This is a genomic window from Aquincola tertiaricarbonis (assembly GCF_000969605.1).
Taxonomy (GTDB): domain Bacteria; phylum Pseudomonadota; class Gammaproteobacteria; order Burkholderiales; family Burkholderiaceae_C; genus Aquincola; species Aquincola tertiaricarbonis.
In genome coordinates this window covers 48,590-67,793 of sequence record NZ_JZUE01000020.1, presented here as the reverse complement: position 1 = coordinate 67,793, position 19,204 = coordinate 48,590, and the positions used below count along the sequence as shown (strand labels likewise).

At 71.4% G+C, this 19,204-nt stretch carries 13 protein-coding genes; 8 read left to right on the top strand and 5 right to left on the bottom strand.

What is annotated here, in order from left to right:
• The first annotated feature begins 34 nt into the window (after positions 1 to 34).
• From VO99_RS20500 to VO99_RS20485, 4 genes are all read left to right on the top strand, one after another.
• Positions 35 to 3,172, top strand: a complete 3,138-nt coding sequence (locus VO99_RS20500) for an efflux RND transporter permease subunit (RefSeq protein WP_198157001.1) — start codon at positions 35 to 37, stop codon at positions 3,170 to 3,172.
• The gene (locus tag VO99_RS20495; protein WP_052736496.1) at positions 3,169 to 3,972 is read left to right on the top strand and encodes a hypothetical protein; all 804 of its coding nucleotides are present in this window, start codon (positions 3,169 to 3,171) and stop codon (positions 3,970 to 3,972) included. Before VO99_RS20500 ends, VO99_RS20495 begins: the two co-directional genes overlap by 4 nt.
• A gap of 78 nt (positions 3,973 to 4,050) precedes the next feature.
• The gene (locus VO99_RS20490; protein WP_046114778.1) at positions 4,051 to 5,061 is read left to right on the top strand and encodes an aldo/keto reductase; all 1,011 of its coding nucleotides are present in this window, start codon (positions 4,051 to 4,053) and stop codon (positions 5,059 to 5,061) included.
• Positions 5,062 to 5,161: 100 nt separating this feature from the next.
• Positions 5,162 to 6,232 (top strand): diguanylate cyclase domain-containing protein, encoded by a 1,071-nt coding sequence (locus tag VO99_RS20485; RefSeq protein ID WP_046114777.1) that lies wholly within the window; start codon positions 5,162 to 5,164, stop codon positions 6,230 to 6,232.
• 43 nt (positions 6,233 to 6,275) lie between these two features.
• Here VO99_RS20485 and VO99_RS20480 read toward each other — a convergent pair whose 3' ends face one another.
• On the bottom strand, positions 6,276 to 6,836 hold the full coding sequence (locus tag VO99_RS20480) for a PEP-CTERM sorting domain-containing protein (RefSeq protein WP_046114776.1): 561 nt from the start codon (positions 6,834 to 6,836) through the stop codon (positions 6,276 to 6,278).
• Between the two features lie 180 nt (positions 6,837 to 7,016).
• Between VO99_RS20480 and VO99_RS20475 the strand changes: the two genes are divergently transcribed.
• Both VO99_RS20475 and VO99_RS20470 read left to right on the top strand, forming a co-directional pair.
• On the top strand, positions 7,017 to 8,060 hold the full coding sequence (locus VO99_RS20475) for an isocitrate/isopropylmalate dehydrogenase family protein (protein WP_046114775.1): 1,044 nt from the start codon (positions 7,017 to 7,019) through the stop codon (positions 8,058 to 8,060).
• Positions 8,061 to 8,177: 117 nt separating this feature from the next.
• The gene (locus tag VO99_RS20470; RefSeq protein WP_083440780.1) at positions 8,178 to 9,536 is read left to right on the top strand and encodes a GNAT family N-acetyltransferase; all 1,359 of its coding nucleotides are present in this window, start codon (positions 8,178 to 8,180) and stop codon (positions 9,534 to 9,536) included.
• A gap of 21 nt (positions 9,537 to 9,557) precedes the next feature.
• Here VO99_RS20470 and VO99_RS20465 read toward each other — a convergent pair whose 3' ends face one another.
• Complete coding sequence (locus tag VO99_RS20465) at positions 9,558 to 10,775, bottom strand: polyhydroxyalkanoate depolymerase (protein ID WP_046114774.1); 1,218 nt, start codon at positions 10,773 to 10,775, stop codon at positions 9,558 to 9,560.
• 83 nt (positions 10,776 to 10,858) lie between these two features.
• Here VO99_RS20465 and VO99_RS20460 point away from each other — a divergent pair, with 83 nt between their 5' ends.
• Positions 10,859 to 11,515 carry a glutathione S-transferase family protein gene (locus VO99_RS20460; protein ID WP_046114773.1) on the top strand — a complete coding sequence of 219 codons (657 nt, stop codon included), beginning with the start codon at positions 10,859 to 10,861 and terminating at the stop codon, positions 11,513 to 11,515.
• Positions 11,516 to 11,534: 19 nt separating this feature from the next.
• Here VO99_RS20460 and VO99_RS20455 read toward each other — a convergent pair whose 3' ends face one another.
• Positions 11,535 to 11,954, bottom strand: a complete 420-nt coding sequence (locus tag VO99_RS20455) for a cupin domain-containing protein (protein ID WP_046114772.1) — start codon at positions 11,952 to 11,954, stop codon at positions 11,535 to 11,537.
• A gap of 158 nt (positions 11,955 to 12,112) precedes the next feature.
• Between VO99_RS20455 and VO99_RS20450 the strand changes: the two genes are divergently transcribed.
• Positions 12,113 to 13,942, top strand: a complete 1,830-nt coding sequence (locus VO99_RS20450) for a SulP family inorganic anion transporter (protein ID WP_083440779.1) — start codon at positions 12,113 to 12,115, stop codon at positions 13,940 to 13,942.
• 16 nt (positions 13,943 to 13,958) lie between these two features.
• On the opposite strand, the gene VO99_RS29100 is transcribed toward VO99_RS20450, so the two are convergent.
• Together VO99_RS29100 and VO99_RS20440 are read right to left on the bottom strand one after the other, a co-directional pair.
• Positions 13,959 to 17,741: a PAS domain-containing hybrid sensor histidine kinase/response regulator gene (locus tag VO99_RS29100; RefSeq protein ID WP_052736495.1), complete on the bottom strand. Its 3,783-nt coding sequence runs from the start codon at positions 17,739 to 17,741 to the stop codon at positions 13,959 to 13,961.
• Positions 17,735 to 19,126 carry an L-serine ammonia-lyase gene (locus tag VO99_RS20440; protein WP_046114771.1) on the bottom strand — a complete coding sequence of 464 codons (1,392 nt, stop codon included), beginning with the start codon at positions 19,124 to 19,126 and terminating at the stop codon, positions 17,735 to 17,737. The genes VO99_RS29100 and VO99_RS20440 overlap by 7 nt, the downstream gene beginning before the upstream one ends.
• Between the last annotated feature and the right edge of the window lie 78 nt (positions 19,127 to 19,204).

The following is a 19,204-nucleotide window of genomic DNA, read 5'->3' as shown; positions in this document are numbered from 1 at the left end:
CGCGAGCTGTCTAGACAACCGAGCCGGAGCCCCCATGGCCATCAACGTCTCGTCCTGGTCGATCCGCAACCCGACGCCCTCCATCCTGCTGTTCGTGATGCTCACGCTGGCGGGGCTGATGTCGTTCCGGGCGATGAAGATCCAGAACTTCCCCGACATCGACCTGCCGATGGTGGCGGTGAGCGCGTCGCTGCCCGGCGCATCGCCCGCGCAGCTGGAAACCGAGGTGGCGCGCAAGCTGGAGAACTCCATCGCCACGCTGCAGGACATCAAGCACATCTACACCTCGGTGACCGATGGCCTGGTGAGCACCACGGTGGAGTTCCGGCTCGAGAAGCCCACGCAGGAGGCGGTGGACGACGTGCGCGATGCGGTGGCACGGGTGCGCTCCGACCTGCCCGGCGAGCTGCGCGACCCGGTCATCAGCAAGGTGAACCTGGCCGGCCTGCCCATCCTGACCTACACCGTGGCCTCCAGCCGCATGGACGACGAGGCGCTGTCCTGGTTCGTGGACCACGATGTGGCCAAGGCCATGCTCAGCGTGCCCGGCGTGGGCGCGGTGGGCCGGGTGGGCGGCGTCACCCGCCAGGTGGCGGTGGAGCTGGATCCGGCGCGCATGCTGGCGCTGAACGCCACCGCGGCCGACGTCTCGCGCCAGCTGCGCCAGGTGCAGCAGGAGGCCTCCGGCGGCCGCACCGACCTGGGCGGCGCCGAGCAGTCGGTGCGCACCATCGCCACCGTGGCCACCGCCGAAGAGCTGGCCCGCATGGAGATCCCGCTGTCCGACGGCCGCCGCGTGCGGCTGGACCAGATCGCCAGCGTGCGCGACACCGTGGCCGAGATCCGCTCGGCCGCGCTGCTCAACGGCCAGCCGGTGGTGGGCTTCGAGATCACCCGCAGCCGCGGCGCGGGCGAGGTGTCGGTGGCCGATGGCGTGCGCGAGAAGCTGGAGCAGCTCAAGGCCGCGCACCCCGACATCACCATCACCGAGGCCTTCAACTTCGTCGACCCGGTGGTCGAGAACTACGACGGCTCGATGAAGCTGATGTACGAGGGCGCCATCCTCGCCGTCATCGTGGTGTGGCTGTTCCTCCGGGACTGGCGCGCCACCTTCGTCGCGGCCACCGCGCTGCCGCTGTCCATCCTGCCGGCCTTCGCGGGCATGTACCTGCTGGGCTTCAGCATCAACGTGGTGACGCTGCTGTCGCTGTCGCTGGTGGTGGGCATCCTGGTGGACGATGCCATCGTCGAGATCGAGAACATCATGCGCCACCTGCGCATGGGCAAGACGCCGTACCAGGCCGCGATGGAAGCGGCGGATGAGATCGGCCTGGCCGTCATCGCCACCACCTTCACGCTGATCGCGGTGTTCCTGCCCACCGCCTTCATGGGCGGCGTGCCGGGCAAGTTCTTCGTGCAGTTCGGCTGGACGGCGGCCATCGCGGTGTTCGCCTCCTTGGTGGTGGCGCGCATGCTCACGCCGATGATGTCGGCCTACATCCTGCGCCCCGGCGGACACGAGGAGCAGGACGGCCGCGTGATGCGCAGCTACATGCGCTGGGTCACCTGGTGCCTGAAGCACCGCATCCTCACCGCGCTGGCCGCGGTGGCCTTCTTCTTCGGCTCGCTGAGCCTGATGGGCCTGCTGCCCACCGGCTTCATCCCGCCCGACGACCTCTCGCAGACGCAGGTGACGCTGGAGCTGCCGCCCGGCGCCACGCTGAAGCAGACGCTGTCGCTGGCCGAGCAGGCGCGCGAGATCGTGCAGCGCAACGAGCATGTGAAGCTGGTCTACACCGCCATCGGCGGCGGCAGCGCGGGCGGCGATCCCTTCGCGCCGCAGGGCCCGCCGCAGGTGCGCAAGGCCACGCTCACCATCAACATGACGCCGCGCGGCGACCGCCCCGGCCTGAGCAAGCAGGCCATCGAGGAGCAGCTGCGCCAGTCGCTGGCGGTGCTGCCCGGCGCCCGCATGAAGGTGGGCCTGGGGGCTTCGTCGGAGAAATACGTGCTGGTGCTGGCGGGCGAGGACGGCGACGCCCTGGCCAGCCATGCCACCAAGGTGCTGAGCGACCTGCGCACCATCCCCGGCATCGGCAACGTCACCTCCACCGCCAGCCTGGTGCAGCCGGAGCTGATCGTGCGGCCGGATGCGGCGCGCGCGGCCGACCTGGGCGTCACCTCGGCCGCCATCGCCGACACCCTGCGCATCGCCACCGCCGGCGACTACGAGCAGAACCTGCCGAAGCTGAATTTGTCGCAGCGGCAGGTGCCGGTGCTGGTCAAGCTCAAGGAAGAGGCGCGGCAGGACCCCGACCTCATCGCGCGCCTGGCAATCCCCGGCGCGCGCGGGCCGGTGATGCTGGGCAACGTGGCCGACATCTCCATCGGCAGCGGGCCGGCCGTCATCGGCCGCTACGACCGGCTGCGCAACATCAACTTCGAGATCGAGCTGAACCAGCAGCCGCTCGGCAAGGTGGAGCAGCAGGCGCTGGCCATGCCCAGCCTGGCCAACCTGCCGCCGGGCGTCATCGTCACCGCGGTGGGCGATGCGGAGGCGATGGGCGAGCTGTTCCAGAGCTTCTCGCTGGCCATGCTCACCGGCGTGCTGTGCATCTACGTGGTGCTGGTGCTGCTGTTCAAGGACTTCGTGCAGCCGGTGACGATCCTGGCCGCGCTGGTGCTGTCGCTGCCCGGCGCGGCGCTGGCGCTGTTCGTCACCAACACCGCGCTGTCCATGCCGTCGATGATCGGCATGATCATGCTGATGGGCATCGCCACCAAGAACTCCATCCTGCTGGTGGAGTACGCCATCGTGGCCCGCCGCGACCGCGGCATGACGCGCTGGGAAGCGCTGCTGGACGCCTGCCACAAGCGCGCGCGGCCCATCGTGATGACCACCGTGGCCATGGGCGCCGGGATGTTGCCCATTGCCCTGGGCATCGGCGTGGACCCCAGCTTCCGCGCGCCGATGGCCATCGTGGTGATCGGCGGCCTCATCACCTCCACCTTCCTCAGCCTGCTGGTGATCCCGGTGGTGTTCACCTATGTCGACGACATGGTGAACTTCCTGCGCAAGCACACTTTCAGGACGCCGCATGCCGCGCCCGCGCCGCATGGGCCTGCCGTGCCCCCCGTGCACACCCCCACCGCCCCGGAGCGTGCCCCATGACCTCGACCGAGATGCTGCAAGACTTCGACCCCGAACCCGCCGCCGCCCGGCTGGCCGAGGCCTGGCGCCACCGTCGACGGCTGACCGAGCTGCCCGCCGACGAGCGGCCGGCCGGCATCAGCCAGGGCTATGCCATCCAGGCCGCGCTGCAGCGGCGCATGGCCGACGGCAGTGCCGGCTGGAAGATCGCAGGCGCCAGCGTCAGCGGCATCAAGGCGGCGCCGCACGGCGCCCCGGTGTTCGGCTACCTGCGCGACCCCTGCGTGCATCCGTCGGGCGCGGTGCTGGCCGCGCCGCCCAATGGCGCGGTGTTCACGCTGGAGGTGGAGATCGCGCTGCGCTTCGCCCGCGCCTGCCGCCCGTCGGCCGAGGTGTTCGAGCCCGCCACGATGATCGACGCCGCCTACCTGGCGGTGGAGGTGGTGTGCAGTCGCTTCATCGACCGCAAGGCGGTGGGCGTGCCCAGCTTCATCGGCGACAACGCCGGCTTCCATGCCTTCGTCAAGGGCGACGCGCTGCCGCAGGGCGCGGCCTCGGCGCTGCTGGCGGCGCCGGCGCAGCTGCTGCACTACGGCGAGGTGGTGGGCCCGGCCCTGGCCGGCGACGACCGCACCGATCCGCTGGCTGCGATGCAGCACTTCTGGGCCCATGCCGCCGCCCTCGACCTGGCCGTGCCGGCCGGCGCGCTGGTGACCACCGGCACGCTCATCCGGCCGCATGACACGATGAAGCCGGGGACGTACGAGGGCCGCCTGGGCGACGCGCGCGTCGTCTTCTCCATCGCGGAGGTGGTGGTGTGATGACAGCCCCCAAGCTCGCTCCGCTCGCTGCCCCCCATGGGGGCGTTCAGTGCCTTCGGGCGGCCTGGCGGCACTGAGATGCCGGCCTACCGCCCCCTCGGCCGCAGCGGCCTGCAGGTCTCGCCGCTGTGGCTGGGCACGATGATGTTCGGCGACCAGACGGCCGAGCCCGAGGCCGCTTGCATGCTGGACCTGGCGCGCGACGCCGGCCTGAATGCCATCGACACCGCCAATTCCTATGCGCGCGGCGAGTCCGAGCGCATGGTGGGCCGCCTGATCGCCGGCGACCGCGACCGCTGGGTGCTGGCCACCAAGGCCTTCAATCCGATGGGCCCGGGGCCGAACGACCGCGGCCTGTCGCGCCGCCATCTGCGCCAGGCGGTGCAGGACAGCCTGCGCCGGCTGGGCACCGACTGGATCGACGTGCTGTACCTGCACCGCGACGACGAGGCCACGCCGGTGGAGGAAACCCTCTCCACGCTGGCGCGGCTGATCGACGACGGCCACATCCACTACTACGGCGTGTCCAACTTTCGCGGCTGGCGCATCGCCCGCCTGGTGGAGACGGCGCAGCGCATGGGCGTGCCGCCGCCCATCGTGTGCCAGCCGCCCTACAACGCCATGAGCCGCGGCGTGGAGGTCGAGGTGCTGCCCGCCTGCGCCCACTATGGCGTGGGCGTGGTGAGCTACAGCCCGCTGGCCCGCGGCGTGCTCACCGCCAAGTACCTGCCGGGCCAGGCGCCGGCGCCGGGCACACGCGCCGCCCGCGCCGACACGCGGCTGCTGCAGACCGAGTTCCGGCCCGAGTCGCTGGACGGGGCCCAGCGCCTGGCCGCCCATGCGGCGCAGCGCGGCCTGACGCCCGGGCAGTTCGCCGTGGCGTGGGTGCTGAACAACCGGCTGATCGACGGCGTGATCGCCGGCCCGCGCACCCTGGCGCAGTGGCAGGACTACCTGGGCGCGCTGGAGGTCAGCCTCACGCCGCAGGACGAGGCCTTTGTCGACGGCCTGGTGCCGCCCGGCCATGCCTCCACCCACCACTACACCGATCCGGCCTATCCGGTGACGGGGCGGGTGCTGCGCGGCTGAAGGCGGCGCGGCCGGCTGTTACAGCCTCCGTTTTCACCGGCCACTTGGTTTTCTGGCCGCGCTGCCGATACGGTGGAATCTGCCAAGAAAGGCTCATTCCATGTCGCAACTCGTTGTTCAGAACCGTTCCGCCACCGCCGGCGCTTCCGATGAGCAGGCCCGCCTGGCTGCCGTGTACGCACACGAGCTGCTGGACACGCCGCAGGACCCGGCATTCGACGCGGTGGTGCGCAGCGCCGCCGCGCTGACCGGCGCCTGCGCCGCCTTCATCGGCCTGCTGGATGCCGACCGCCTGTGGTTCAAGTCGGCCATGGGCGTGGACCTGGCCCAGGCCGGAACCGATGCCGCCCACGCCGGCCAGCCGCTGCGGGTGATCCACGACCTGTCCACCGAGCCCGGCCCCACCGCCCGCGCGTTGCGCAGCCTGGCCGATGGCCTGCATGCCTATGCCGGCGTGGCGCTGCTGGACGAAGCCGGCCGCCAGCTGGGCACGCTGGGCGTGCTGTCGGCGAGCGCCGGCGCCTTCGGCCCGGCCGAGCTGCAGCGCCTGCAGGACGCCGCGCTGCTGGCCGGCACCGCGCTCACCGCGCACTACCGCGCGGTGTCGCTGGCACGCGCGGCCAAGTCCGATCCGGTCACCGGCACCGCCGACCGCCGCCGCTTCGACGAGGCGCTGGACGTGGAGCTGCAGTACTCCATGCGCACCGGCGAGCCGTTCAGCGTGCTGTCGCTGGCCATCAACGGCCACACCGACATCGTCACCGGCTTCGGCCGCGGCGTGGCCGACGACGTGCTGCGCGAGGTGTCGCGCCGGCTGGCGCAGCAGGTGCGCGTGGGCGACCTGCTGTCGCACCTGGGCCAGGCCGAATTCGGCATCGTGATGCGCCACGGCGCCGAGGCGGAGGCCCGCGCGCTGGCCGCGCGCATCGAATCGGCGATGGCCGAGCCGGTGCAGCTGGGCGATGGGCAATCGCTGGGCGTGAGCCTGTCGCTGGGCGTGGGTGCCTACGACGACGAGGTGGTGTCCGCCGCGCAGTTGTTCGGCCGCGCCCACCGTGCCCAGCGCCTGGCCGCCGAGCGGCTGGAACGCCGGGTGAACATGGTGGGCAAGCTGCTGGAAGCGCCCGCCCTGCGCCTGGTGGCCAGCCGCAGCGAGGCCGGCGCCGCCTGACGAGGGGGCACGCCCCGGCCGCGACGCCGCGGCCAGGGTGCCATCAACCCTGCCGGCGCCGCGCAGCCAGCCAGCACATGCCCAGGCCGCCGCCCAGCATCAGCGCCCAGGTCGACGGCTCCGGCACCGCCATGGTGATGGAAATGTCCAGCGACGAATCCCGCACGCCGTTGCCGGTGGCCCGCAGCGTGTAGGTGCCCGGCCCGATGGGGCCGGTGAGGGTGGAGTGGGCATAACCGGCCAGCACGCCGGCGAAGGTGTCGCTCAGCACCACGTTGTTGCCGGCATCCAGGATGTCGATGTTCACGCCCACCAGCCGTGGCCCGGCGCCGGTGGCGGTGCTGATCTGCCAGACGGCCGAGCCTTCCAGCATCGACACGCCGCTGGCCACGGTGAAGGTCACCTGCTGCAGCAGCGCGCCCACCTCGGTGGTGACCAGCGTGTCGACGAACAGCGAGTCGTCCACGCCCAGCGGCGTCTGCACCGTGCCGGAGGCCTGCAGCAGGTTGAACATCACCGGCTGCGTGAATGCCTGCGCGGGTGCGCTGCACACAAGCATGCCGGCGGCCAGGCTCGAGCCCAGCACGGTGACGAGCGACTTCATGGCGTGATCCTCCACTCCTTGGCGCGGCACGCGACACGCGGCCGCAAGCCTCAGATTCGTCGCTGCCGCCGGGCGCTTCAAGCCGTGTTCACAAGCGGTTACGCCAGCCCCCACGTTCGAAGGGGGATGGCATACCATGAGCCGCAACGCCCCTTCCTGACCTCCGACCCAGACCGAACCATGGCCGCTTCCAACGCTTCCCCCATTCCCGCCACCCTGATTCCCGGCGACGGCATCGGACCCGAGATCGTCGAGGCCACGCTGGCCGCGTTGGACGCCCTGGGCGCCCCGTTCGAATGGGACACGCAGGTGGCTGGCCTGGCCGGTGTGCAGGCCGCGGGCGATCCGCTGCCGCGTGCGGCGCTGGACAGCATCCGCCGCACCCGGCTGGCGCTCAAGGGACCGTTGGAAACGCCCTCGGGCGGCGGCTACCGCTCCTCCAACGTGCGCCTGCGCGAGGAATTCCAGCTGTATGCCAACCTGCGCCCGGCCCGCTCCATCGTGCCCGGCGGCCGCTACGACAACGTCGACCTGGTGATCGTGCGCGAGAACCTGGAAGGCCTGTACATCGGCCACGAGCACTACGTGCAGATCGACGACGACCCGCATGCCGTGGCGATGGCCACCGGCATCAATACCCGCCAGGGCAGCCGCCGCGCGCTGGAGTTCGCCTTCGAATATGCGCTGGCCAACGGCCGCAAGAAGGTGACGGTGGTGCACAAGGCCAACATCATGAAGGCGCTGACCGGCATCTTCCTGGAGACCGGCAAGGAACTGTACGAGGCCAAGTACAAGGGCAAGTTCGAGCTGGAGACGGTGATCGTCGACGCCTGCGCGATGAAGCTGGTGCTCAACCCCTGGCAGTTCGACGTCATCGTCACCACCAACCTGTTCGGCGACATCATCTCCGACCTGGTGGCCGGCCTGGTGGGCGGCCTGGGCATGGCGCCGGGCGCCAACATCGGCGCCAATGCGGCCATCTTCGAGGCGGTGCACGGCTCGGCGCCCGACATCGCCGGCCAGGGCAAGGCCAACCCGGTGGCGCTGATGCTCGCCGCGGCCATGATGCTGGACCACGTGAAGCGCCAGGACCTGGCCACGCGGCTGCGCACCGCCATCGACCAGGCCCTCAACATCGACCAGGTGCGCACCGGCGATCTGGGCGGCAAGGCAAGCACCTCGCAGTTCGCGCAGGCAGTGGTCGCTCGCATCCAGGCCGGCTGACCGCGGCCCGCTGCGCGGCGCCGCCCTGTCGGCAGTTGCGCGGCGGTATCAAGACGTTTCGCCCGCTCAAGTAGGGCCGAAGTTGTGACGATGCTCACGTCACCACCGAGGCCCAGCATGTCGCGCATCCAACGATCCAGCATCCGCAAGCAACTGCGACAGGCCTTGCGGCACGCACTCAACGTGCTGCCCACGGCCTGGCGCTTCGCGCTGTACCGCCGCATGATCGACTGCGATCCGGCGCCGCCGGCCAACCTGCAGCTCAAGATCGCGGACACCCGCGAGGAGCTGGCCGCCTGCTTCGCGCTGCTGCACGACGCCTACGTGGGCAGCGGCTTCATGAAGCCGCATCCCTCGGGCATGCGCGTCACGCAGTACCACGCGCTGCCCACCACCACCACGCTGTGCGCCAAGATCGATGGCGTGGTCGTGGGCACCATGTCGATGATCCGCGAGGGCGTGTTCGGCTTTCCGCTGCAGGCCGCCTTCGACCTGAGCGAGGTGCGGGCCAAGGAAGGCCAGATCGCCGAGATCAGCGCGCTGGCGGTGCATCCCGACTACCGCAAGACCGGCGGCGCCATCCTGTTTCCGCTGATGAAGTTCATGTACGAGTACTGCACCGAGTACTTCGACACGCGGCACCTGGTCATCGCGGTGAACCCGGACAAGATCGAGCTCTACGAGTCGCTGCTGTTCTTCAAGCGGCTGCGCGACAACGTGGTCGACCGCTACGACTTCGCCAACGGCGCGCCGGCGGTGGGCGCGACGCTCGACCTGGCCCATGCGCCGGCGCTGTTCGAGCAGGTGTACGGCGGCCGCAGCACCCGCAAGAACCTGTTCAAGTACTTCGTGCAGACGCGCCTGCCCAACATCCAGAGCCCGCGCCGGCGCTACCACACCACCAACGATCCGGTGATGACGCCGGAGATCCTGGACCACTTCTTCAACCAGCAGACGCAGGGCTTCGCCGAGCTGGACGAGCGCCGCCGGCTGCTGCTGCGCTCCATCTACGGCCTGCCGGGTTACGACGCGGTGCTGCCGCCCACGCCGCCCTCGGTCGCCGGCCACCATCCGCTGCGCCGGCACCAGCGCTTCTCGCTGCGCTGCCCGGCGCAGCTGGTGCTGGGCGACGATGCGCCGCTGCCGCTGACGGTGATCGAGCTGTCGGCCGGCGGCTTCCAGGCCGAGTCCAAGGTGCCGCTGCCGCTGGATGCCGACGGCATCGCGCAGGTGGAGCTGGGCACGCGCGACTGCTCCACGGTGCAGGTGCGCATCGTGCGCAACGGCGGGCCCAGCTCGCAGTACGGCGGCTTCTACGGCTTCAAGCTGGAAGCCACCGACGAGGTGTGGCGCCGCTGCGTGGCCGCGCTGGAACAGGGCCAGACCGCGGCCGACCTGATGCGGCCGATGCCCATCGCCGTGGCCACGCCGGTGGGCCCGACCGCCGCGCGGCTGGCGGACGTGGCGCTGGGGTAGGCCCCCGGCGCGGCGCCCCCTTCAACGCCAGCGGTACACCACGTCGCGCAGCAGCGGATAGATCTGCGTGTCCCAGCGGCGGCCGCTGAACACGCCGTAGTGGCCCACGCCGGGCTGCACATGGTGGTCCTTGAGAGTGGGGCGCAGGCCGCTGCACATGTCGTGCGCGGCCAGCGTCTGGCCCACGGCGCAGATGTCGTCGCGCTCGCCTTCGATGGTGAGCAGCGCGGTGCGGCGGATGGCCGCGGGCCGCACCGGGCGGCCGCGCCAGGTGAGCTTGCCCAGCGGCAGGTCGTAGTCCTGGAACACGCGCTGCACCGTCTCCAGGTAGAACTCCGCCGGCAGGTCGGCCACGGCGAAATACTCCTCGTAGAACCGGCGCACCGGCTCGGCCTTCTCATGCTCGCCGGCCGCGATCTGCGCATACATCTCGCGCAGCGAGTGCACATGCCGCTCCAGGTTCATGCTCATGAAGGCGCTCAGCTGCACGAAGCCCGGGTACACCCGCCGCAGCGCGCCGCGGAAGCGCACCGGCACCCGCGAGATCAGCCGCTGCTCGAACCACGACATCGGCTTGGTGACGGCCAGCTTGTTCACCGCGGTGGGGCTGATGCGGCAGTCCAGCGGGCCGGCGGCCAGCGTCAGCGTGCGCGGCGTGGCGGGATGGTCGTCCTCCGCCATCAGCGCGGTGGCGGCCAGCGCGGCCACGCAGGGCTGGCAGATGGCCAGCAGGTTCACGCCGGGGCCGATACGGGCCATGAAGTCCATCAGGTGCCCGGTGTATTCGTCCAGCCCGAAGCGGCCCGCCGCCAGCGGTACGTCGCGGCCGTTGTGCCAGTCGGTGATGTAGACGTCATGGTCGCGCAGCGTGGTGCGCACCGTCTCGCGCAGCAGCGTGGCGAAGTGGCCCGACATCGGCGCGGCGATCAGCAGCGGCGGCTGGTCGTCGATGCCCGGCTTCCTGAAATGCAGCAGCGTGGCGAACGGCGTGGCGTACACCACCTCTTCCTCCACCGCCGCCGGCTGGCCATGCACCAGCACCTCGTGGATGCCGAAGGGCAGCCGCTGGTGCGTCACCTCGGCCAGCGCGAACACGTCCAGCGCGGCGGCGGCCTTGCGCACCGCCGGCACGTCCAGCAGCGCCTTCAGCGGGCCCTGCAGCACCGGCAGGCTGGTCCTGGCCATTGCGCGCCAGGGCCACATCAGGTCGGCATGCGCCTGGTAGGTGTCGTACAGCATGGGCCGGACACGCAACTAATGCGCCAGCGTGGCACAGCGATTGCGTCCCGCGTCGCACCCGTTGATGGCTACCAGGAGTTGCAATGGCCCGCGCCAGTCTGACGATCAGCAGCAAGAACTACTCGTCCTGGTCGCTGCGCGGCTGGCTGATGGCGCGTTATGCGGGCCTGGCTTTCGACGAGATCCGCGTGGCGCCCGACGACATCGCCGCCCGCAAGGAGCTGCTGCTGATGTCGCCTTCCATCCTGGTGCCCTGCCTGCGCCATGAGGGCGCCACCGTGTGGGACGTGCTGGCCATCGGCGAATACCTCAACGAGCTCAAGCCCGCCGCCGGCCTGCTGCCGGCCGACCGCGTGGCGCGCGCGCATTGCCGCTCGGTGTGCGGCGAGATGCACTCCGGCTTCAACAACCTGCGCTCGGCGTTGCCGATGAACCTGAAGGGCGATTCACCGGGCTTCCGCATCTGGGACCGCGCGCAGGCGGACATCGATCGCGTGCTCGAGATCTGGCGCGACTGCCTGCAGGCCCATGGCGGCCCCTATCTCTTCGGTGCCAAGCGCGGCATGGCCGACGCGATGTATGCGCCGGTGGCCACCCGCTTCAAGACCTACCACGTGGGCCTGGACGAGGTGTGCGGCGCCTACGCGGCCCGGCTGCTGGCCGAGCCCGAGATGCAGGAATGGACCCGCGCCGCGCTGGAGGAGCCTGACGACATCGAAGAGCTGCAGATGGAGTTCTGAACCGGCTGCCGCGGCGTTGTCACCACTTCCCGGGCGCCGGCACCGCGGCCGGGGCCTCGGCGTCCAGCGTGCCGAAGTCGGCCGGGCTGACGATCTCCAGGTACTCCATGTCCGGTGAGTAGTCGAACAGGAAGTGCACGATGCCGGGGCGCTGGTGCACCATGTCGCCCGCTTCCACCCGGGTTTCCTGGTCGCCGTACATGAAACGCGCCCAACCCTTGAGCATGTACACCAGGTGGAACCTGGCTTCGTGGCGGTGCCAGCCGGTGCCTTTTTCGGGCGCCTCGTTGGCCTTGACCAGCTGCGCGATCACCTGGCCGTGGGTGGCCTCGGCCACGCCCAGGTCGCGGTAGAGGAAGAAGTCCCGCAGGCCCTCGCCGCGCCAGGGCGTGTCGCCCGGCTTGACGTGGGAGAAGCGTGTGGTGGTGGTGTCCAGCATGCAGGCCTCCAGCGGCGACGTTGATGCGCTGCAGCATGCATGCGCCGTTCCAGCCGCGCGGCACCGCTCTGGGGCCTGCCGGGCGCGCCCTATCATGGCCCGGGCTGGCAGGCAACCGCCTGCAGCCACCAACCCGTTCCTGCCCTCCGTCCTGCCGCATGCCCTTCGACGCGCCGCGCCACGCCTCCACCGCCCGCCCTGTCCACCCCCTGCAGCGCGCCGCGGCCCGGCTGTTCGGCGATTGGGTGGGAGACCTGTCCCGCGGCACGCTGAAGGCCGACGCCCTGGCCGGCCTGCTGGGCGCGGTGCTGGTGCTGCCGCAGGCGATCGCCTTCGCCACGCTGGCCGGGCTGCCGCCGGAGTACGGGCTGTACACCGCGGTGCTGCCCTGCGCCGTGGCGGCGCTGGCCGGCTCCAGCCGGCATGTGGTGTCCGGGCCCACCAATGCCAATTCGCTGGCGCTGTACGCGATGCTGGCGCCGCTGGCCGCGGTGGGCACGCCGCAGTACGTGCAGCTGGCGCTGGTGGTCACGCTGATGGTGGGCGTGATGCAGGCGCTGATCGGCCTGCTGCGGCTGGGCACGCTGGCCAACTTCATCTCGCCGGCGGCGCTGCAGGGCTTCACCGCCGGCGCGGCGCTGCTCATCGCGGTGCATGCGTCGCACGACCTGCTGGGGATCGCGCTGCCGGCCGGGCAGGGCGCCGGCACGGTGCTGCTGGAGGTGGCGCGCCGCATCCAGGGCTTGAATCCCGCCGCGGTGCTGGTGGGCGCACTGGCGCTGGGCACCGCACTGGCACTGCGCCGGTGGCGGCGCGGCTCGCCTTTCATGCTGCTGGGCCTGGCCGCCGGCACGCTGGCCGGCTGGTGGCTGGCGCAGGGCACGCTGTGGCCGCCGGTGCGCACCGTGGGGGCGGTGGAGTCGCCCTGGCCGCCGCTGACGGTGCCGCAGGTGTCCTGGGGCCAGGTGCCGGAGCTGGCCGGCCTGGCCTTCGCGCTCACCATCGTGGCGCTGGGCCAGTCGTTCTCCATCGCCAAGGCGGTGGCTGCGCGCAGCGGCCAGCGCATCGATGCCAACCGTGAGTTCATCGGCCAGGGCCTGTCCAACATCGTCGGCAGCTTCTCCTCCAGCTACGTGTCCTGCGGCTCGCTCAACCGATCGATGCCCAACCTGGAGGCCGGCGCCCGCACGCCGATGGCCGCGGTGTTCTCCGCGGGGCTGCTGGTGGCGCTGGTGGCCTTCAGCGCGCCGGTGCTGGCGCTGATCCCGATGGCGGCCATCGCCGGGCTGCTGCTGCTGGTGGCCTGGGGCCTGTTCGACCTGCCGCGCTGGCAGCGGCTGTGGGCGCTCAGCCGCAGCGAGTTCGGCATTGCCGCGGCCACGCTGGTGGCCACGGTCACGCTGCGGCTGGAGGTGGCCATCCTGCTGGGCACCATGCTGTCGCTGGTGTCGTACCTGTACCGCACCTCGCGGCCGGCGATGCGCACCATGGGCTTCGACCACCCCAGCGCGCACGACCGGCCCTTCGTGGTGATCGACGGCCACCCGCCCGGCACGCTGCCCGAGTGCCCGCAGCTCAAGCTGCTGCGCATGGAAGGCTCGGTGTACTTCGGTGCCACCGCCCACGTGGCCGACCGGCTGCACGAACTGCGCCGCGGCCCCGAGGCGCCCCGGCACCTGCTGGTGATGAGCAAGAGCATGAACTTCATCGACCTGGCCGGTGCCGAGCTTTGGAACGACGAACTGTCCGCCCGCCGCGCGATGGGCGGCGACCTCTACTTCCACCGGCCGCGCCCGCCGGTGATGCAGGCCTGGCAGGCCACCGGCTTCATCGACCGGCTGGGCGAGGACCACCTGTACAAGGACAAGCGCAGCGCCCTGGCCGACATCGTGCCGCGGCTGGATCCCGACATCTGCGCCCGCTGCAACGTGCGCATCTTCTTCGACTGCCCGCCGCGGCCCGGCACCTCGGGCGGGGACGGCATCTAGCCGCCCGCGCGCCGCCTCAATCCAGCTGCGCGCGGATGGCCGCCACCAGCGCGCGCAGCTGTTCGTCGATCTCGCGGCCCAGTTCGGGCGGGGCGGGCTGCGACTCGTACTGCTCCAGCGCCTGCACCAGGCCGCGGGCGCCGATGCTGGCGCAGGCGCCGCGCAGCGAATGGCTGGCCTGGCGGCGCTGGCGCTGGTCGGCCTGCGCGTCGGCCAGCATCGGCAGGCCGTTGGCATAGCTGGCCGCGAACTGCCGCAGCACCTGGGCCAGCGCGGGCAGCTGGTCGCCCAGGTTGCGCAGCGCGGCCGGCAGGTCCAGTCCGCCGATGGCCGCCAGGCGCTCGTCCAGCGGTCGCGGGCCGCCTTCGGCCGCGGTGGCCGCCGGCGTGGCCGGCGACAGCAGCCGGCGCGGCAGCCGCTGGCGCTGCGGCAGCCAGCGCAGCAGCGTGGCATAGAGCTTGACCGGGTCCACCGGCTTGGCCAGGTGGTCGTTCATGCCGGCGGCGAAGCAGGCCACGCGGTCCTCGCCGAAGGCATTGGCCGTCATCGCGATGATGGGCAGGCCGCGGCCCAGCTGCGCACGGATGGCGCGGGTGGCCTCCAGGCCGTCCATCACCGGCATCTGCATGTCCATCAGGATGGCGTCGTAGTCGCGCACCCGGCACAGCTCCAGCGCGCGGGCGCCGTGCTCGGCGGTCTCCACTTCCAGGCCGGCCACCCGCAGCAGCTGGTGCGCCACTTCCTGGTTCACCGCGTTGTCCTCCACCAGCAGCACCCGCTGGCCGGCATGGTGCTGGCGCAGCAGGGCTTCCTGCTCGCTGGTCAGGCCGCCTTCGGGCAGCAGGGTGTCGCCGCGCTGGCGCAGCACCCGGGCCAGCGTGTCCTGCAGCGCGGAGGCGGTGAGGGGCTTGACCAGCACCGCGTCATAGCGGGCGGCGCGGGCCTGCTGCCACATGTCGGGCTGGTCGAAGGCCGTCACCAGGATGCTGGGCGGCATGCCGCTGCCCAGCGTCTGGCGCAGGCGGTTGAGCGTGTCCACGCCGTTCAGCGGGTACATGTGCCAGTCGATCAGGAACACGTCGTAGGGCTTGCCGGCCTTCATGCGCCCGGTCACCTGGCGCACCGCGGATTCGCCGTCGGGCATGCCGTCCACCTCCAGGCCGAAGCTGCGCAGCCGGTCCTCGATCGCATGCAGGGCCTCGGGCAGGTCGTCCACCACCAGCGCGCGCAGGTCGTTCAGCGGCGGCGGGGCGGCCAGCTCGCCGGCCTCGGCCGCGCGGCCCAGCCAGGCGGTGAACCAGAAGGTGCTGCCGGCGCCCGGCGCGCTGTGCACGCCCACCTCGCCCTCCATCAGCCCGGCCAGGTGGCGGGTGATGGCCAGGCCCAGGCCGGTGCCCGCATGGCGGCGCGTGGCCGAGGCATCGGCCTGCTCGAAGGCATTGAACAGCCGCGCCTGGTCGGCCGGCGTGATGCCCTCGCCGGTGTCCGACACCTCGAAGCGCACCTGCAGGCGGTGGCGGTCCTCGGCCAGCAGCTCGGCCTTGAGCCGCACCCAGCCGTGCTGCGTGAACTTCACCGCATTGCCCAGCAGGTTCACCAGCGCCTGCGACAGCCGCGTGGGGTCGCCGCGCAGCCGCGGCGGCAGGTGGTCGGTGTCCAGCACCAGCTCCAGGCCCTTCTCGCGCGCGCGGTCGCCCACCATGTCGAAGGTGCTGCTCATCAGCGCGTCCACCGAGAACTCGGTGTCGTCCAGCACCATCTTGCCGGCCTCGATCTTCGACAGGTCCAGGATGTCGTTGATCAGCTGCAGCAGGTGCTTGGCGGCGCTGTCGATCTTGGAGAGCCGGTCGCGCTGCAGCGTGTCGCGGGTGTCGCGCGACATCAGGTGCGTCAGGCCGATGATGGCGTTCATCGGCGTGCGGATCTCATGGCTCATGTTGGCCAGGAAGGCGCTCTTGGCGCTAGTGGCCGATTCGGCCTGCTCGGCGCGGGCCTCCAGCTGGCTGTTCAGGTAGGCCAGCTGCGTCTCCGCCTGCTTGAGCGCGCTGATGTCGGTGATGGCCACGAAGAAGCCGTGCGCGCGGCCTTCCACCCAGTGCGGGATGTAGCTCAGCAGCGCATCCACGGTGCGGCCGTCGGCGCGGGTGATCTGGCGCTGGTATTCCACCCGCTCGCCACGCAGCGCGGCCTGGATGTGGGGCTCGGCCACGCGCCAGCTTTCGGCGCTCACCAGTTCCTGCGCGCGCATGCCGATCACTTCCTCCGGGCCCTTGCCGAACCAGTCTGCATAGGCGCGGTTGGCGAAGCGGCAGCGCAGGTCGGGGCCCCAGTAGCCGATCACGCCCGGGATGCTGTCGGCCACCAGCCGGGTGAAGCGCTTGGCCTCCACCAGCTCGGTGATGTTGGTGGCGATGAAGAACCAGCCTTCCACCTTGCCGTGCAGCCGCTGCGGCACCCGGTACACCCAGAAGTGCCCGACACGGCCGCCGGCGTCGGTCATGTCCAGCTCCATCTCCACCACCTCGCCTTCCAGCACGCGGCGGATGGAGCCGATCTGGCGCTGCAGCGTCTCCTCGCCCAGCACCTGCGGCACGGTGCCGCCGATGCAGGACTCGCGCTGCAGGCCGAACCAGTCCAGGTAGGCGCGGTTGGCAAAGCGCAGCCGCAGGTCATGGCCCCAGTAGGCCACCAGCGTGGGCTGCGCGTCGAGGATGGCCTCGGTGAAACGTTCGGTCTCGCGGCGTGCGTCCAGCGCCGACTGCAGCTCGCGGGTGCGGGCCTCCACCAGCTCCTCCAGCCGGTCGGAGTGCGAGGCCAGCTGCGCGCTGGCCTCGTGCTGCACCGTCACGTCCACCAGCGACATCACCGCGCCGCTCACGCGGCCGTGCTCCAGCAGCGGCTCGGCATTGACGCTGTACAGGCGGGAGCCCCGGCCGTCGAAGTCCACCGCGATCAGCTGGCCGCGCTGCGGCTGGCCGGTGGCCAGCGCGCGGCCGCTGGGGGTCTCGGGCCGGGGCATCGGCCGGCCGTCGGGATGCAGCGCCGGCCAGCGGCTGCCCAGCGGCAGGCCGATGGGGTCGAAGGCCTCGCCCGGCGGCACGCGGCCGGCCAGCAGGCGGTGCGCGGCCGCATTGCAGTGCACGATGCGCGCCTGCGCATCGACGGTGATGACCGCCTCGGCCAGCGCAGCCAGCGTGCTGCGCAGCCGCTCGGCGCTGTCGGCCAGCGCGGCCTCGGCCTGGCTGCGGGCGCGGTCGCTGCGCAGCATGGCCCGCCACAGGCCCAGCAGGAAGGCGCCCGACAGCAACAGCGTGGCATCGAAGATCCAGCCCAGCCGGCGGTTGGCCTCGCGGTCGCGGGCCTGCACCGCCTTGTCCAGCCGGGCCATCTGCTCATGCACCTGGTGCAGCGCCCGCTGGGCCTGGATGTCCAGCGCGATGGCGCCCGGCTCGCGTTCGGGCGGCGGCAGGCCGCGCAGGGCGTCGATGGCCTGTACCAGGCCCTGCATCAGCTGCGCCTCGCCGGTGCCGCGGGCCACCCGGTGGATGCCCAGCGCCGCCGCGTCCAGCAGCGCGGTGCCACGTTCGCGTTGCCAGGGCGAGCCCGGCGCGCCGCCCAGCGTGAGGTGGTGGAAGGCCTCGTGAACGTCGGAGGCGGCTTCCTTCAGCGCCAGGGTGGTGAGGGCCGATTCGGCCGCGCGCCGCACCTGCAGCGAATAGACGGTGGCCACTGCGCTGCACACCAGCAGCGTGGACAGGGCAGTGGCGATGATCCAGCCGCGGCCGTGTTGCATCAGCATTCGACGATGTTGACGGCCAGGCCGCCGCGGGCGGTTTCCTTGTACTTCGTCTGCATGTCGGCGCCCGTCTCGCGCATCGTCTTGATGACCTTGTCCAGCGACACATGGTGGGTGCCGTCGCCGCGCAGCGCCATGCGGGCGGCATTGATGGCCTTCACCGAGGCGATGGCGTTGCGCTCGATGCAGGGGATCTGCACCAGGCCGCCCACCGGGTCGCAGGTCAGGCCCAGGTGGTGTTCCATGCCGATCTCGGCGGCGTTCTCGGCCTGCTCGGGCGTGCCACCCATCACCGCGCACAGCGCACCGGCGGCCATCGAGCAGGCCACGCCCACCTCGCCCTGGCAGCCCACCTCGGCGCCGCTGATGCTGGCGTTTTCCTTGTAGAGGATGCCAATGGCCGCAGCGGTGAGCAGGAAGTCGACCACGCCGGCATCGGTGGCGCCGTGCACGAAGCGCGCGTAGTAGTGCAGCACCGCCGGCACGATGCCGGCCGCGCCGTTGGTGGGCGCGGTGACCACGCGGCCGCCGGCGGCGTTCTCCTCGTTGACGGCCAGCGCATAAAGGTTGACCCAGTCAAGCACCTGCAGCGGGTCGCGCAGCGCGGCCTCGGGCTGGCTGGTCAGCGCCGCATGCAACCCGGCGGCCCGGCGCCTGACCTTGAAGCCGCCGGGCAGCACGCCGTCGGTGCGGCAGCCGCGCTGCACGCAGGCCTGCATCACCGCCCAGATGTTCAGCAGGCCGGCGTCGATCTCGGCATCGGTGCGCCAGTGGCGCTCGTTCGCGCGCATCACGCCGGCGATGCTCAGGCCCTCACGTGCGCACACCTGCAGCAGCTCGGCGCCGCTGGAAAACGGCAGCGGCAGCGCGGTGGTGTCGGGCGCGATGACCTTGTGCTTGCTGCCGTCGGCGGCCACCTCGTCGCTGACGATGAAGCCGCCGCCCACCGAGTAGTACACCCGGTTGGCGATCTCGGCGCCCGCGGCGTCGAAGGCGGTGAAGCGCATGCCATTGGCATGGAAGGGCAGGCTCTCGCGGCGATGGAAGACGAGGTCGGACGCGGCATCGAAGGCCACGCGGTGCTCGCCGTGCAGCAGCAGCGCCTGCTGCTGCGTGATGGCGGCCAGCAGCGCGGGCACCGCGTCCACGTCCACCGTGTCCGGCTCATGGCCGGCCAGGCCCAGCAGCACCGCCTTGTCGCTGCCGTGGCCCTTGCCGGTGGCGCCGAGCGAGCCGTAGAGCTGCGACTGCACGCGGGCGGTGCGCAGCAGCAGGCCCTCATGCGCCAGCCGCAGGGTGAAGAGCCGGGCTGCCCGCATCGGGCCGACGGTGTGCGAGCTGCTCGGCCCGATGCCGATCTTGAAGAGGTCGAAGGCGGAAACGGCCATGCGGTGCAAGCCCAGTGGAGGCGATGGCGGCAGGATAAGCGCGCACCGTGCCAGCAGGCGTCGCCGCCGTGCCACGCT

Bases quoted from the DNA above. Each gene is read 5' to 3' on its own strand.
- VO99_RS20490 (WP_046114778.1), top strand. From the start codon at position 4,051: ATGCCGGCCTACCGCCCCCTCGGCCGCAGCGGCCTGCAGGTCTCGCCG.
- VO99_RS20470 (WP_083440780.1), top strand. From the start codon at position 8,178: ATGTCGCGCATCCAACGATCCAGCATCCGCAAGCAACTGCGACAGGCC.
- VO99_RS20455 (WP_046114772.1), bottom strand. From the start codon at position 11,954: ATGCTGGACACCACCACCACACGCTTCTCCCACGTCAAGCCGGGCGAC.
- VO99_RS20480 (WP_046114776.1), bottom strand. From the start codon at position 6,836: ATGAAGTCGCTCGTCACCGTGCTGGGCTCGAGCCTGGCCGCCGGCATG.
- VO99_RS20500 (WP_198157001.1), top strand. From the start codon at position 35: ATGGCCATCAACGTCTCGTCCTGGTCGATCCGCAACCCGACGCCCTCC.
- VO99_RS20485 (WP_046114777.1), top strand. From the start codon at position 5,162: ATGTCGCAACTCGTTGTTCAGAACCGTTCCGCCACCGCCGGCGCTTCC.
- VO99_RS20495 (WP_052736496.1), top strand. From the start codon at position 3,169: ATGACCTCGACCGAGATGCTGCAAGACTTCGACCCCGAACCCGCCGCC.
- VO99_RS20450 (WP_083440779.1), top strand. From the start codon at position 12,113: ATGCCCTTCGACGCGCCGCGCCACGCCTCCACCGCCCGCCCTGTCCAC.
- VO99_RS20465 (WP_046114774.1), bottom strand. From the start codon at position 10,775: ATGCTGTACGACACCTACCAGGCGCATGCCGACCTGATGTGGCCCTGG.
- VO99_RS29100 (WP_052736495.1), bottom strand. From the start codon at position 17,741: ATGCTGATGCAACACGGCCGCGGCTGGATCATCGCCACTGCCCTGTCC.
- VO99_RS20475 (WP_046114775.1), top strand. From the start codon at position 7,017: ATGGCCGCTTCCAACGCTTCCCCCATTCCCGCCACCCTGATTCCCGGC.
- VO99_RS20460 (WP_046114773.1), top strand. From the start codon at position 10,859: ATGGCCCGCGCCAGTCTGACGATCAGCAGCAAGAACTACTCGTCCTGG.
- VO99_RS20440 (WP_046114771.1), bottom strand. From the start codon at position 19,126: ATGGCCGTTTCCGCCTTCGACCTCTTCAAGATCGGCATCGGGCCGAGC.